The following is a 14005-nucleotide window of genomic DNA, read 5'->3' as shown; positions in this document are numbered from 1 at the left end:
TCAGCCACACGGAGGGCCACACGTTCTCCCAAAGGGTAACTGCGTGCTTCTGGCGGATAACCGAATCAGCGCACTACAGCGGGGCCGCCGGGTCCGGCACCCAAGGCGTATGGACGGCGAACGAAGCAACTGAACTGACTCATGTGACACCGTCCGCAAACGACGCCACCGGGAGTAAGCTCATTCATCGAGACCTGCCCGCGGACGAACGGCTCGCGACACTCATCGTTAACGGAGCCGACCCCGGCTACGCGCACTTCGTCACGGCCGCTCGTTCACATTTGCGAAACCGCGGAGATAGACCCAAGGACCATAGTGGTGCAGCTTAGCCGTATCACCTTGCTTGGAAATGCTCAGATGAGGCTCCTGACTTCTGCATCGCATGCGCCTCTGCTCCAAGCAGGTCAATTATCGGCCGGTTGGTCTGCCTGCGGGCGAGGCGGTCGGGAAGCCCCTTCCACCCAAGGAGGCGGCATGGACCGCTGAATGGGCCGCTTCCCTGGGCGAGTCCCGGTTCCAGATTTCGCCATTTAGTCCGTGTCCCGGAGCGTCGGAACCGGTCATTGGTGCATTAGCCCACCCGCTAGGGAAGAATTGGGTGCTCAGCCTAGTGAAGAGGAGAACAACCCAAATGACATCCCGTGACCCTTACGAAGAACTTCCCCGGCTTCCGAAATTTGAGGTAACCAGCACCGACATCGCGGACGGTGTGACCCTTCCCCCGGCGCAGCGCAGCGGGAAGATGGGCATTGAAGGCGGCCAGGACCGATCCCCGCAGCTGTCGTGGTCGGGATTTCCGGCGGAGACCAAGAGCTTCGCGGTCACGGTTCTGGACCCCGACGCTCCCACTGGGAGCGGTTTCTGGCACTGGGCTGCCTTCAACCTGCCGGCGTCGACCACTTCCCTGCCCACCGGTGCAGCGGAGAGCGGCCTGCCCCAGGGCGCTGTGCAGTTGGCGAACGACGCCGGTTTCCGCGGCTACGTGGGTGCGGCGCCGCCCTCCGGACACGGCGAGCACCACTACCACGTGGTAGTACACGCGCTGGATGTCGAGAAGCTCGACATCCCCGCTGAAGCGAGCCCCGCCTACCTGGGGTTCAACGTTTTCTCGCACGCCATCGGCCGCGCACGGCTGATCGGTACGTTCGAGCGGCCCTAACCCCATTCCCTGCGGCAGGTGCACGTCCGGCTGCTATGGGGACGTGCATCTGCCGGGTTGCAGCTGATGATGGAATCGAGCCGGACCTTGTTGCAGGGTTGCTGGTACGGCCCGATGATGATCTAACGCCCGGAGCTCTGCGGCGATGACCCGCAGGAGTTTTTCACGTCCGTGGACGACCCCAGGAAAAATGGTTCCTAATCAGGGTCCCGTGCCGGCAGAGGTTGGCAAGAAGCGCAGGTGCATCATGGCGGCGGCATTCGGTAGGGTCACATTATGACCCCGACCGCAGGCGTTCAGGCGTTGACGTCATATCACTGGCTCGGCATCCCGATCGCCCTCGCCGGGGCCGTTCTGCTCGCCCTGGGGACCTTGTTTCAACACCGGGCCGTGGAGAACCAGGGCCCAGCGCCCGGGCGTGCGGCCGGAAGCATGGGCGGTGGCCGCCTGCAGGCCCTCCTGCGGAAACCGGTGTGGCTGGGAGGGTCAGCCATGCTGGGAGCCGCGGTACTGCTTCAGCTAACAAGCCTCCGGTTCTCGCCGCTGATCGTCGTTCAGCCCATCGGCGCGGTGGCCCTGGTTGTCACCACGTTAGCCACCGCACGGATGACGAACGAGTCCCCGGGCCGCAGGTCCCTCACAGCCGTGGGCTTATGTGTAGGCGGGGTTGGCGCGTTCGTTGCCGCGGCGGCTGCGTCCGCCCAGGACGTCGGGGTCAGCGACCGGCACCTCCTCACCATCCTGACCGTGCTGGGCGTCGTCCTTGCCACGATGGCAGCGGGTTTCGGCCTCTGGCGGCACCGCTGGGGCGCCGTCGTCTTCACCGGCGGGGCCGGCGTCCTATTTGGCTTTGTCGCGGCTCTGGCCAAGACCGTCATCGCGAGGCTGTTCCAGGGCGACTTCGAATGGCTGTCCCTGACCTGCCTGGCAGGCCTGATCCTTGCCGCCTTGGCCGGGACCTTCCTGGTCCAGAACGCACACACCCGCGGAACACCCGACCTCGTCGTCGCCGGGCTAACAGTCATCGATCCCCTCGTGGCTGTCACCATCGGGATCACCATCCTCGGGGAAGCAGACACGGCCCCGCCACAAGCCTTCATCGCATTTCTCCTCGCCGGCGCAACAGCGGTCGCCGGCGTCATCCTCCTCGCCACCGTCAAACCGGCGCCAGAGACCCGGCCCCCGGAGAGAGAGTCACCCAAGCCGGCGGAGCGATGAGGATCAACCTCACCCCGTGACGAGCCGAAGATCCTACTCAAGACCAGGCCCCAGGGGCAGCAAGGCGGGGTTGGTTGGCACCGCTGTCAGCAGCGAAAAGGGAACAAATGTGCTGCCGACCAGGAGACCAAAACCATGACTTCCAGCTGGCGCCGGACTCCATGCACTTCGCCGCGGTCCTCCGCGTCGGCATCCCACGGTAGGCCTTGCCGCCGGTGCGGAGTCGGCTCCGCCCACTGGCGACCCAGATCGTCCGCCACGGCGCCATACCGTTCGGTCATGTCGTCCCCCAATAGGCAGGCAATGAACGGATACGAAGAACAGTCCAGCAAGCATGCACCGTCCTACGGCACATCGCCCCGCCAGTCACCAGCGTCATGTACTAGACGCCGCAGGCATCCATGAAGAAGCAACAAACGCCCGAACCGTTGACCAGGTACGCATGGAGGCAGCGGGCCACAGCCCCGGCCAACACAAAAAAGCCCCAAAGGGGCCCAATATGAACAATTTGTCCACAGTCAGCGGCCCACAGGCCTCTGACCTGCGGAAACACGTGCCCGAGGTGGGACTCGAACCGGACTCCAGCCCTTGCCAACGCGGGACTCCCGTCGAAACATACGGAATCCGGCCCAGTCCGGCAGCGGTACGGATCACTCCGAGACCCAAAGTGTGGACACTGTCCACACCCCAATTCTCCCCACCAAAGCCTCCTCCAAACAGCCGCACCTCGCGTTGACAGGTGCGGCGCTTCTTTGCCCAAAAAGGCTTGATCCTGCTGGAAGATACAAACCTCGACTGGCACCGGGTCCTGCGCGCTCATTGCAGGCTCCCGGCAAGCCCGCACGGCGCACTGAGTCTCTCGGCTCCGCATAATGATTCCACCCCTTAAAATAATTCATGATTCGAGCGGCGGACAGCTGCACGACCGGCGGCGTCCCTCAGACCCTGTCCGCGGATAGGGCAGACGCACGAAAACAAGGGAGCCATTGCGGCCGCACCAGCCCCCGCCACAGCACGGCGCCCACAATCAGAGCCTCGCCCCGAAGTAGTCGCTGGTGCCCTAAAACCCGACGGCGTCTGCCTCTGCCGGCGACGCTGTGACGGTGGGATCGCCGGGACACCTTGCGTGCGCCCACAGCGGGCCGTTTTTCACCTAGCGTGGAGTGCAAGGGCCGTGCCAGGGCCCGGGACTATGACTATGTCTATTTGACGGAGGACGAACGTGGAATACATCAAGCTCGGAAATACCGGCATGGACATCTCGCCGCTGGCCCTGGGATGCATGACGTTCGGGGACCCGTACCGGGGTCCGCATCCCTGGACGCTGCCGGAGGACCAAAGCCGGCCGCTGATCCGCCAGGCCGTGGAAGCGGGCATCAATTTCTTTGACACCGCCAACGTGTACTCCCACGGCTCGAGCGAGGAAATCATGGGCCGGGCCCTGGCCGATTTTACCCATCGGGAGGAGACTGTCATCGCCACGAAAGTGCACGGGGTAATGCGGCCAGGCCCGAACGGGCGGGGCCTGTCACGCAAGGCCATCTTCGCGGAACTCGATGCCAGCCTGACCCGGCTGGCAACGGACTACGTGGATCTGTACCAGATCCACCGGTGGGACCCCGCCACGCCGATCGAGGAGACCCTGGAAGCCCTTCACGACGTCGTCAAAGCCGGCAAGGTCCGCTATATCGGCGCATCCTCGATGGCCGCCTGGCAGTTCAGCAAAGCGCTGTACCTGCAGCAATTGAACGGCTGGACCCGCTTCGTCACCATGCAGGACCATTACAACTTGGTCTACCGGGAGGAGGAACGCGAAATGTTCCCCCTCTGCGCGGACCAGAAGATAGGGGTACTGCCCTGGAGTCCCCTGGCTCGCGGGAAGCTCACACGGGACTGGGACGAGAAAACCAACCGCTCGGAGAAGGACGAGTTTGGCAAGACGCTCTACACCGCCGAGGAAAGCGACAGGGCGGTCGCCGAAGCCGTGCGCGTCATCGCCGAACGCCGCGGAGTGCCCCGCGCCCAGGTCGCCCTGGCCTGGGTCCGCTCCAACAGCGTCGTCAGTGCACCGATTGTCGGCGCGAGCAAGCCGGCCCACCTCCAGGACGCTCTCGCCTCCCTGGAACTGACGCTCACCCCCGAGGAAAAGGCCGAACTGGAGCGTCCCTACGTCCCCCACGCTGTCGCCGGATACTGAGCACCCCACCAGACCGACGAGCGGGCTATTTCCAAATCCGAAACGGCCACTCCCGTAGGACGATACCGTCGCTCGTGTCTTCAGCTCCAAGGTCGAACTGGTTTGCCACGTCTGTCTGCTCGGCATTGCGTCCGCCATTTGGTTGACCACTCCCTGAGGGAGAGGCCAGGCGCCAAAAAATCCCGACAGCTGGCTACCAAACTAACCCTTTCGATCCCGGCACAGTCCATGCTCCCTTCAGGAGTAATTCGAGGTGCTGACACGGCACTGCAAAGAATTGGCGGACGCGGATTGACGGCGCGCCGGGCACGGCATTCCAGGTCGCAACAACCCGACGCTCCTCAAGACTGCGTCCTCGCCAAAGACGATCTGCCGAAGTCCGTGCGCCACACGTCAGTGCCCTGCCCGTCCCCGTCGGTGACGACGTAGTCGGGCCAGCGGTCAAACGCGGAGCAGGGATGGGATATCCCAAAGTCCACAGTATCGGAGACCTCCAGACCGGTTACTCCGGTAAGGACTGCGTGGTGATCGAAGAGATTCCGCACCGCTGCAGTTGCGCCATCCTTTGTGGCTCCTTCCGCCGTCCGCGCCGACAGGAAAGTGGGCAGTCCGGCGTCGTACGGAAGATCCCTTTTGCCTGCACCGACGACGGCGATACCCTTTTCCGGGGTGGACAGGACAACGGCGCGAACGGAAAGCGCGGGAATGAGGCCCGGAACGGGGCTCACGGCGGCGTACGTGCCGTGATCGTGGGTGACGTAGCAACCTGATCGGAGAACAGTCCTGGTTCCAGGGACCTGCCCGCCGTCAGGAAGGAACTCAGTGACCCGGTCCGGGAACGCGGAGCCGCCCATTGAATAGATGGGCGTGGCGGTCTCAAAGAAGGTCGCGGTTCCCAGGTATGTGTCCCTCACGAGCCGGCAGTGCCGGTCCACTGCCGTAACCGTATCTTCGGCCCTGCTGTTGGGCACGACGCCTTCGTAACCGGCGACGCCGACCAGCTTCAGGCCCGGCGTGTCCCGGACCATCTCGGCAAGGCGAAGGCCCTCGCCCACGCTGCGAACTCCTGTACGACCGCCGGGGGTTCCGACGTCGATCAGGACCTCGAGGGCGACCGTCCCGCCGTCGAACACCGCCGCCGCGGCCTTGATCCCGGCCGCAGAATCGACGAAACAACGGATTTCCCGGCCTGGATCTTCCTCCAGCCACGTAAGGACGCGCAGTAGCCCGAGCCTGTCGACGATCTCATTGGCAACGAGAATGCGGTCATGTCCCCAGCCCAGGGCCGAAGCGACTTGATCCACGGTGGCGACGGTTACGCCGACCGCGCCGGCAGCCAGCTGCCGCTCTATGATCGGCGACGACATCGTTGTTTTGACGTGCGGGGCGAGATCCACGCCGCGCTCGCGACACCACGCCGCCATGACCCGGATATTGCGGTCCAGGGCCGCGCTATCGAGCCGCAGCTGCGGGTAGGCCGGGCCGGCAGCGAACTGTGCCGCAAAGTCTCCATCAGCTCCGGTCTGGCTCTTGATCAGCTCGCTCACGCTATTCCCCTGTCGTTCGGTCCCAAAAGGCGCTTTCTGCCTCCGACAATCTACTTGGGTTTAAGGGGTCCGTGACTCTGGCAGTTTGAGTGGGGACCGGTTTTGCAGTCTGAGCGCGCGGGACGTCATATCCTGTGGCCCATGGGAGGCGCTTTGGGGTTGGGTGTGGCCCGTCGGATAGCCAGTCGTTGCTGATCTCAGTGGCTTTGGCGGCGTGCCGTTCGAGTTGGGCAGCGTGGGCAGAACCAGCGGGTGCTCTTCCCAGGGCACCGGCGCCTTCTCCTCGGAGGTAAACCGCTCGGGTTGGTCGGCACCGTGTCCTCGACGCGCTGCCGCCGTCGACCGCGGCGACCTGTCAGCATCGAATACTGGGGGGTCCACGTCCGCCAGGGAACTTCCGGCTCCGCCCTGCGGACCTTCACGTTGCGCCGGAACCCACTCTCCACCATGTGGCTCCTCGAAAGCATCAGCGACGGCGAAGAGACAACCGAAAATTGAACGACCAAACCATTAACGATCAGACGTGGGAGGGTATCCGGGCAGAATTTACGCCGCCGGCCCTCGGGCAGTTACTGCACCGGCTCTCCGAGCTCATGGAAGACCCCGAACCTGTGATGCAGCAGCCCGTCCGCGTCTTCATCGACGACGGCACCTTCTGCCCGGGATTCCAGTTCCTCCCCGGCAACCCCCGGTTCTCCGGTTGATGCGCGCCTGTGCCTGTGTGGGAGTAAGCTTTCTCGAGTGACACGGGGTGCCCTGGGTAACAGGGCTGAGATAAGACCCGTTGAACCTGATCTAGTTCGGACTAGCGAAGGGATGTTGCGGATGACTGTTCGCCTGACACCTGACCATATCTGCACGATGCTCGCCCGGTTGCGGGAGACAGGGCCATTGGTGCAGTGTCTGACCAACACGGTTGTGACAAACTTCACCGCGAATGTGCTTCTAGCCCTCGGGGCGGCGCCAGCCATGGCTGATGTCCCCACCGAAGCCGGCCAGTTTGCCCGGATAGCTTCCGGAGTTCTGATCAACGTGGGTACGCCCCACGCGGAGCAACGGGTCGCCATGGTCGAAGCCGCCTCGGCCGCTCAGGAGGCAGGCACTCCGTGGGTTCTTGACCCGGTCGCAGTCGGTGTCCTGCCGGTGCGTACTGCCCTTGCCAGTGAACTGCTCTCTTACGCCCCGACCGCTATCCGGGGCAACGCTTCAGAGGTTATCGCACTGGCCGGGTTGGGGGCAGGTGGCCGTGGTGTTGATGCCATCGATAGTCCCGAAAGTGCGCTGGCAGCGGCCGGCCGCCTGGCCAGTGTTCACGGTTCCGTCGTGGCCGTTTCCGGGGCCGTTGATCTGATTACTGATGGCATCGACGTGATCCGGATCGGTAACGGCCACCCCTATCTGACCCTGGTCACCGGGGGTGGCTGTGCACTGGGTGCGGTCACCGCAGCTTTTTTGGCCGTGGATGGCGACCGTATGGCTGCGACGGCTGCAGCCACCGCAGTGTATACCGTCGCTGCCGAAATCGCCGCTGCCGGCGCCTGCGGCCCGGGCAGTTTCGCGTTCGCGTTCCTGGATGCGCTGGGGTCTGTGGATGCCGAAATAATCCGGTCCAGAGTGGCTATCTCATGACGGGCGCCGGAAGGGCTGGCTTCACCCCGGGGATTTATCTGATTTCTGATGATCAGTTGTGCGGGGAACGCGGAGTGGTGGAGACGGTCAGCGCCGCTGTTGCCGGAGGCGTGCGAATGGTACAGATCCGGGAAAAAACAGCCAGCGCCGCCCGGTTCTACGATCTGGTGATGCGTACCGCGGATGCCGTCGGTGACCGGGCCACAGTGTTGGTGGATGACCGGGTGGATGTTTTTCTCGCCGCCCGGGCGGGCGGTGCGGCTGTCCACGGCGTCCATATCGGTCAAAGCGATCTTCCGGCACCCCAGGTCCGGGCAATTGTTGGCCAGGACGCGTTGATCGGGCTGAGCGCCAACACGGCCGAACATCTCGCGCATCTGCACGCCCTGCCATCAGGGACGGTGGACTATCTGGGCGTGGGCGTGATCCGTCCGACGTCGACCAAACCGGACCATCCGGCGCCCCTGGGCATCGAGGGGTTCGCCGCTATCGCTGCCGCTACGCTGCTGCCCTGCGTCGCAATCGGCGGCATAACCCCGGCCGATGTCAGGGCATTGAGGCGCGCCGGAGCGGCTGGCATCGCCGTGGTCTCAGCCATCTGTGCCGCCGAAAACCCTGCCCGCAGCGCCAAAGACTTTCTCAAGGAATGGACCCACTGAACACAGAAACCGCCGACATACCCCGCCCAGCCATATCTCCATTTCCGGTTCTCGCGCCGCTCCTAAATCGCGGCACCGCGCGGTCGGATAATCCCGGCAAAAACCGGCCCACCATCTATCCGGCACCAGCAAACGCTCCGCATACGCGGGGATAAGGACTTCTCGTGAACAAACGACGACGCTTACTCGTGGGCGCGGCCAGCGCCCTCACCCTTACCGCCATGGCAGCCCTGTCAGCCTGCGCCGGTGCGGGAGGAAATTCCACTCCGGCTTCTTCCGGGACCACACCCATTACCTTCGCCCTGGACTGGACGCCCAACACGAACCACACCGGGCTGTACGTGGCGCTCAACAAAGGCTATTTCGCCGCCGCCGGACTCGACGTCCAGGTACTGCCCTACAGCCAGTCCTCCACCGACACCCTCATCAACTCGGGTGCGGCGGACTTCGGAATCAGCTTCCAAAACACGGCGACGTTCGCCGCAGCAGCGGGGGTGGCCAACACCTCGGTCATGTCGGTGCTCCAACACGATGCCACAGCCATCGGCGTCCTGGCCAGCCGGAAGGACATTGCCAGCCCTAAAGACCTCGACGGTAAAACCTTCGGCACGGCCGGGCCCAGTGCCACGTTCCCTACCGAAGCCGCAGATGCCATCAGGAACGCCGGCGGAACAGGCAACTTCGGTCGCGTCACCCTGGGCACGTCCGCATACGAAGCCCTGTACGCCGGCAGGGTCGACTTCACCTCAGCCTTCAAGACCTGGGAAGGTATCGACGCCTCCCTCCGCGGCACTCCGATGAAGTTTTTCAACCTGCATGACTACGGCGTGCCGGACCAGTATTCGGTGATCATTGAAGGCAACGAGGAATGGATCAAGGGACACCCGGACGTGACCCGGAAGTTCGTCCAGGCCCTCCAAAAGGGTTACCAATATGCCGCAGCCGACCCCGACGCTGCCGCGAAAATACTTATTGACGCCAACCCCGGTATCTTCGCCAACGACCAGCTGGTCTACAAGAGCCAGGAAGAACTCAGTGCTTCCTACCTAAAGGACGCCAACGGCCAGGTCGGCACTCAAACAGCGGATCAGTGGAAGCAGCTGGCGGATTTCCTCTACGAGAACGCCCTGCTGGCCGATGAAAGCGGCAAACCCCTCTCCAAACCCCTTGACACGACGGCATTGTTCACCGATGAGTATCTGGCCGGCAAATAGCTCCCGCGCTCTCCCCTGTCCCGCACGCGGGCCGCGGGACCGAAACGGCAGAAAGGCAACGCTGTGAGTGAGAGTCCGGGAGACGGAGCGGGGTGTGGGGGGAAAGCGGGCCGCACCCGGAAAACGGGGTCTCCCCGCCGGTTTAGGACGCTCACCACCGCTGTGCCCCCGGCCGTGATTGTCCTCGCTCTCCTGGCAACCTGGCAGGGCGCAGTCGCTGCCGGCGGCCTGAAACCAACTGTACTTCCATCTCCGCAACGGATCGTGGAGCAAGGCTGGTTGGCGCGCGAGATCATCTGGGCCAACACGGTGCCGACGCTGCAGGAAACCATTCTTGGTTTCGCCGTCTCCCTGACCCTGGCCTGGGTCCTTGCCGTCGTCATCGACTTCTCACCGTGGCTTCGCCGGGCCCTGATGCCCCTGCTGGTGGCATCCCAGACCATACCGATCATCGCCATTGCCCCGCTGATGATCATCTGGTTCGGCTTCGGTCTGATGCCAAAGATCATGGTCATCGCTCTGGTCACGTTCTTTCCGGTGACCGTCGGCCTGATCGACGGCTTCAACCTCACCGACCGTGACGCGGGCAATCTGCTGCGCAGCATGGGCGCCAACCGGTGGAAGCAATTCGTCTATGTACGCCTTCCATCGGCTCTTCCTTCCTTCTTCACCGCCCTGCGGATCGGCATTGCCTACGCTGTTACGGGCGCCATTTTCGCCGAGTACATTGGCGCGCGGGAAGGGCTAGGTATCTACATGGCCACGATGAAAAACTCGTTCCGCACCGACCTCGTACTGGCAGCAGTCGCAGTCACCGCCTTCCTTAGTGTGGGCCTGTTCATGCTGACCTACGCCGCCGAGCGGCTGATCATCCCCTGGCACTCCAAGGAACGCAGGAACCGCCATGTCTGAACCCACCGCTGCCGCACCCAGGGTCGAAGTACGTGCAATTAACAAATCCTTCGAGCTGAGCCACGGACAATCCCGTTCCGTCATCAACAACATCAATTTCTCCGCACAGCAAGGAGAATTCCTTGCCATCATCGGTCCCAGCGGCTGCGGAAAGAGCACCCTGTTCAACATCATGGCCGGCCTGGAAAAACCCCGTGACGGCGAAATCCTCATCGATGGGCGCCCCGTCACCGGGGAACGTGAACACTTTGCCTACATGCCGCAAAAAGACCTCCTCTTTCCCTGGCGCACTATCCTTCAGAACACCGCTCTGGGTCTGGAAGTCTGCGGCGGAAGCAAAAAGACCGCGCGGGCACGTGCCGCCAGCCTCTTCCCGGCCTTCGGCCTGTCCGGTTTTGAGAACTCGCATCCCTTTGAGCTCTCCGGAGGAATGCGGCAAAGGGCCGCCCTGCTGCGCACGGTCGTCCAGGACCGTGACGTCCTATTACTGGATGAGCCCTTCGGCGCCCTCGATTCCCTCACCCGCACCGACATGCAGGCGTGGCTTCAAGACGTCTGGTCCCACAACTCCTGGACCGCGGTCCTGATCACGCACGACATCCGTGAAGCGATCTACCTGGCCGACCGGGTCGTCGTACTCAGCCCCCGGCCCGCCTCCGTGCGCCTAAACCTCCCCATCGACCTGCCCAGACCACGTCAGCTGTCGATGATGGCATCGGCCCGGTTCGCCCACTACGAACTTCAACTCCTCGAAACCCTTCACCGGCCCGGCAACCTCAACGACACCACGGATGCTGCCCACGGAAGGCCTCGGGCCTGAAAGGACAAAGCGAGAGGGGACTCCAGGGGAGGACGAACGTTCCTGACGGAAGGCTATCCAATACGCCCGCTTGGAGCCTCGGTGTCCTCACGAGGGACAAAGCCCCCTTGTTCGAGGCCTGTCCCGGACGGTATCGGATGATCGGAACCGCCGCCATGCCGTGGTGGCTCTCTTACGCAGGGGCGCCGACAGCCGGGCGGCCCAGCCCGAAATGCCCGCGCAGCGTCGAGGCGGTGTAGCGGGTGCGGAAGAGTCCCCGGCGCTGGAGGACCGGGATGACGTCATCGACGAACTCGTCCAAGGAATCGGGCAGCAGCGGGGGCATCAGGTTGAACCCGTCAGCGCCCCCGGAGCGGAACCAGAGCTCCATCTGGTCAGCGATCTGCTCCGGCGTGCCGACCATCGTGCAGTGGCCCCCTCCTGCGGCCAGGCGCCCCAGTAACTGCCGCACGGTGGGACGTTCAGTTTCAATAATGCGCAATATGGTGGCATAACGGCCCTGCGGCCCAGTAAATTCTGCCGCCGGCGGCAGGGACGGCACGGGGGCGTCCAGCTCCCAGCCGGTACAGTCCTGCTGCACGAACGTGCCCAGCCGTGTCAGGGATTCTCCGGTGGGCAGCAGCGCATCCGTCCGGTCCTGTTTGGCCCGGGCTTCGGCCGCGGTGGAGCCCACATACGTCACCAATCCGGGCATGATCGCTACCTTCTCCGGATTACGCCCGGCAGCAGCGATCCGCTGTTTCATATCCGCATAGTAGGCCTGGGCGCTGGGAAGATCGTAGGCCACGGCGTAAATCCCTTCCGCGTACCGGGCGGCAAGATCCCGGCCGGCACCGGAAGCACCGGCCTGGAACAGCACGGGGCGTCCCTGCGGGCCCCGGGGCACATTTAAGGGCCCCTCCACCCGGAAGTGATCCCCCTCATGATGCAACGGCCGGACCAGGGCCGGATCGGCGTAGAACCCGGCCCTGTCCCGAACCAGCGCATCATCAGCCCACGAGTCCCACAACCCCAGCGCTACCTCAATGAACTCTGCAGCGCGGCCATAGCGCTGCGCGTGGTCGGGCATCGCTTCCAGCCCATGATTGCGGGCTTCAGCATCGAACATGGACGTGACCACGTTCGCCCCGATGCGTCCGGCACTGATGTGATCCAGGGAGGCGAGCATCCGGGCGGCATGAAAAGGGGAATAAAAGGTGGCCGAGACGGTGCTGATAAGCCCGATGTTTTCCGTTGCCCGGGCCATGGCCGCCAGCGCAGTCAACGGTTCCAGAAACCATCTCGGACCTTCGCCGACGTCACCGGCGGACTGCCCGTCGGCGAAGAACACGGCATCGAACAGGCCGCGTTCGGCGCTTTGTGCGAGCCGCTCATAGTAACCGATCTCTCCGATCTGCTCCAGCGGCGATCCGGGCCGCCGCCAGGCAGCACCGTGGTGGCCGGCTCCCAGCAGGAAAGCGTTCAGATGCATTTGCCGTTTCCCGTTCATCGCCAGGCCGCCTAGTCCATGACCAGTCCGCCGTCGACCACCAGGTTCTGCCCGGTAACCGACCGCGCCCAGGGCGAGGCGAAAAACAAGATGGCATCGGCGAACTCGGCCGGGGTGGTGACCTTACCCAGGGGTGTCGAAGCGGCAATGTAGTCAAAGACCTCCTCCGGGGTTGCGGCGCTGGCATCGGTGGTGCGCAGCAGGCCGCCGGAGACCATGTTCACGGCAATATTGTGCTGCCCCAGATCCTTGGCCATGGTGCGGGTCAATGACAGCAGGGCGGCCTTGGCCGCGGTGTAGTCGTGGTACGGGACCACCGGGTTCTGGAACAGATTGGTCCCGACGTTGATGATGCGCCCAAACCCGTGGCCACGCATCCCCTCCAAAGCCTGCTGGGTCGTGTTCAAAGCCCCCCGGACACTGCCGCCGAATTGTGCTTCAAAATCCGCCCATGAAATATCCCCGGCACCGGAGCGGGCATCACCGTTAAACGAGAAATCGGCCAGCGCATTATTGACCACAGTGGTGACGGCGGAACCGAAATGGGACCGGGCCTGCTCCAGCATCACCGACACCTGACCGGCGTCGGTGACGTCAGCCTGCAGGGCAACAGCGTGCTCGGGGCCATAACCGGCGGCCAGTTCCCCGGCGGCTTCGGCGCTGTAGCGGTAATTGATAACCACGCGCGCCCCCCGGGCCGCGAACGCCTGCACAATGCTGCTGCCCAGACCGCGGCCACCGCCGGTCACAAGAACGATTTGTTCTGCCAGTTCCATCAGTTTCTTCACCTTCGGATAAGGCGAAGGGATGCGATCCGGGCACTAGGACCGTGCGAACCGTTGCAGGACATCCCTTCGCTAGTGTCAACTAGATCAGGTTCAACGGGTGTCATCTCAGCCGGGCCAACAAGCCGCCCGGCACCCCGTGTCACTGGGATCGATTATACCCACCCCCGACCAAACCAGCGCCCTCACCTGGCCGTGCTGCCGCCGTGCCCTGCCCGAACTGTTTCCTAAACGGCTGTCGTGCCGGACACCGCGGCGCGACTGCCGGGCTTCCCGTACCTCAGGGCTCCTGACATGGTCACATATTCGGTGTGATGTCAGTGGCGGTTTTTGATGCCGAACTGCAGTACCAGGCTGGTGCCGGGGTAGACGGTTT

Annotated in this window: 12 protein-coding genes and 2 riboswitches; of the genes, 9 read left to right on the top strand and 3 right to left on the bottom strand. The window is 63.8% G+C overall.

The window, feature by feature from the left end:
- Positions 1–631 precede the first annotated feature (631 nt).
- The 3 genes from ABIB14_RS15225 (at position 632) to ABIB14_RS15215 (ending at position 4574) form a co-directional block, all read left to right on the top strand.
- Positions 632–1159: a YbhB/YbcL family Raf kinase inhibitor-like protein gene (locus tag ABIB14_RS15225; protein WP_354236758.1), complete on the top strand. Its 528-nt coding sequence runs from the start codon at positions 632–634 to the stop codon at positions 1157–1159.
- 276 nt (positions 1160–1435) lie between these two features.
- Positions 1436–2377, top strand: a complete 942-nt coding sequence (locus tag ABIB14_RS15220; protein WP_354236757.1) for a multidrug DMT transporter permease — start codon at positions 1436–1438, stop codon at positions 2375–2377.
- Between the two features lie 1222 nt (positions 2378–3599).
- A complete protein-coding gene (locus ABIB14_RS15215; RefSeq protein WP_354236756.1) occupies positions 3600–4574 on the top strand; it encodes an aldo/keto reductase in 975 nt (324 codons plus the stop codon).
- Positions 4575–4915: 341 nt separating this feature from the next.
- On the opposite strand, the gene ABIB14_RS15210 is transcribed toward ABIB14_RS15215, so the two are convergent.
- Entirely contained in the window at positions 4916–6121 is a 1206-nt protein-coding gene (locus tag ABIB14_RS15210; RefSeq protein ID WP_354236755.1) for an alanine racemase, read from the bottom strand.
- Positions 6122–6615: 494 nt separating this feature from the next.
- Here ABIB14_RS15210 and ABIB14_RS15205 point away from each other — a divergent pair, with 494 nt between their 5' ends.
- The 6 genes from ABIB14_RS15205 to ABIB14_RS15180 all read left to right on the top strand — a co-directional run bounded on the left by ABIB14_RS15205 (position 6616) and on the right by ABIB14_RS15180 (position 11355).
- Positions 6616–6825 (top strand): hypothetical protein, encoded by a 210-nt coding sequence (locus tag ABIB14_RS15205; protein WP_354236754.1) that lies wholly within the window; start codon positions 6616–6618, stop codon positions 6823–6825.
- Between the two features lie 33 nt (positions 6826–6858).
- Positions 6859–6955, top strand: a riboswitch (TPP riboswitch).
- Positions 6947–7750 (top strand): hydroxyethylthiazole kinase, encoded by an 804-nt coding sequence (gene thiM, locus ABIB14_RS15200; protein ID WP_354236753.1) that lies wholly within the window; start codon positions 6947–6949, stop codon positions 7748–7750. Its footprint overlaps the riboswitch before it by 9 nt.
- Complete coding sequence (gene thiE / locus ABIB14_RS15195) at positions 7747–8409, top strand: thiamine phosphate synthase (protein WP_354236752.1); 663 nt, start codon at positions 7747–7749, stop codon at positions 8407–8409. Before thiM ends, thiE begins: the two co-directional genes overlap by 4 nt.
- 164 nt (positions 8410–8573) lie before the next feature.
- Positions 8574–9623 carry an ABC transporter substrate-binding protein gene (locus ABIB14_RS15190; RefSeq protein WP_354236751.1) on the top strand — a complete coding sequence of 350 codons (1050 nt, stop codon included), beginning with the start codon at positions 8574–8576 and terminating at the stop codon, positions 9621–9623.
- A 162-nt stretch (positions 9624–9785) separates the two neighbouring features.
- On the top strand, positions 9786–10535 hold the full coding sequence (locus ABIB14_RS15185; protein ID WP_354236750.1) for an ABC transporter permease: 750 nt from the start codon (positions 9786–9788) through the stop codon (positions 10533–10535).
- Positions 10528–11355, top strand: a complete 828-nt coding sequence (locus tag ABIB14_RS15180; RefSeq protein WP_354236749.1) for an ABC transporter ATP-binding protein — start codon at positions 10528–10530, stop codon at positions 11353–11355. The genes ABIB14_RS15185 and ABIB14_RS15180 overlap by 8 nt, the downstream gene beginning before the upstream one ends.
- Positions 11356–11527: 172 nt before the next feature.
- Here the strand turns inward: ABIB14_RS15180 and ABIB14_RS15175 are convergent, their stop codons facing one another.
- On the bottom strand, positions 11528–12826 hold the full coding sequence (locus ABIB14_RS15175) for an LLM class flavin-dependent oxidoreductase (RefSeq protein ID WP_354236748.1): 1299 nt from the start codon (positions 12824–12826) through the stop codon (positions 11528–11530).
- A gap of 29 nt (positions 12827–12855) precedes the next feature.
- Positions 12856–13620 carry a 3-oxoacyl-ACP reductase gene (locus ABIB14_RS15170; RefSeq protein WP_354236747.1) on the bottom strand — a complete coding sequence of 255 codons (765 nt, stop codon included), beginning with the start codon at positions 13618–13620 and terminating at the stop codon, positions 12856–12858.
- A gap of 56 nt (positions 13621–13676) precedes the next feature.
- A riboswitch (TPP riboswitch) is annotated at positions 13677–13779 on the bottom strand.
- Positions 13780–14005 lie beyond the last annotated feature (226 nt).

The organism is Arthrobacter sp. UYEF3 (assembly GCF_040546245.1).
GTDB lineage: Bacteria > Actinomycetota > Actinomycetes > Actinomycetales > Micrococcaceae > Arthrobacter.
Note: the sequence above shows the minus strand (reverse complement) of the source record. Positions and strands in the feature narration are given on the sequence as shown.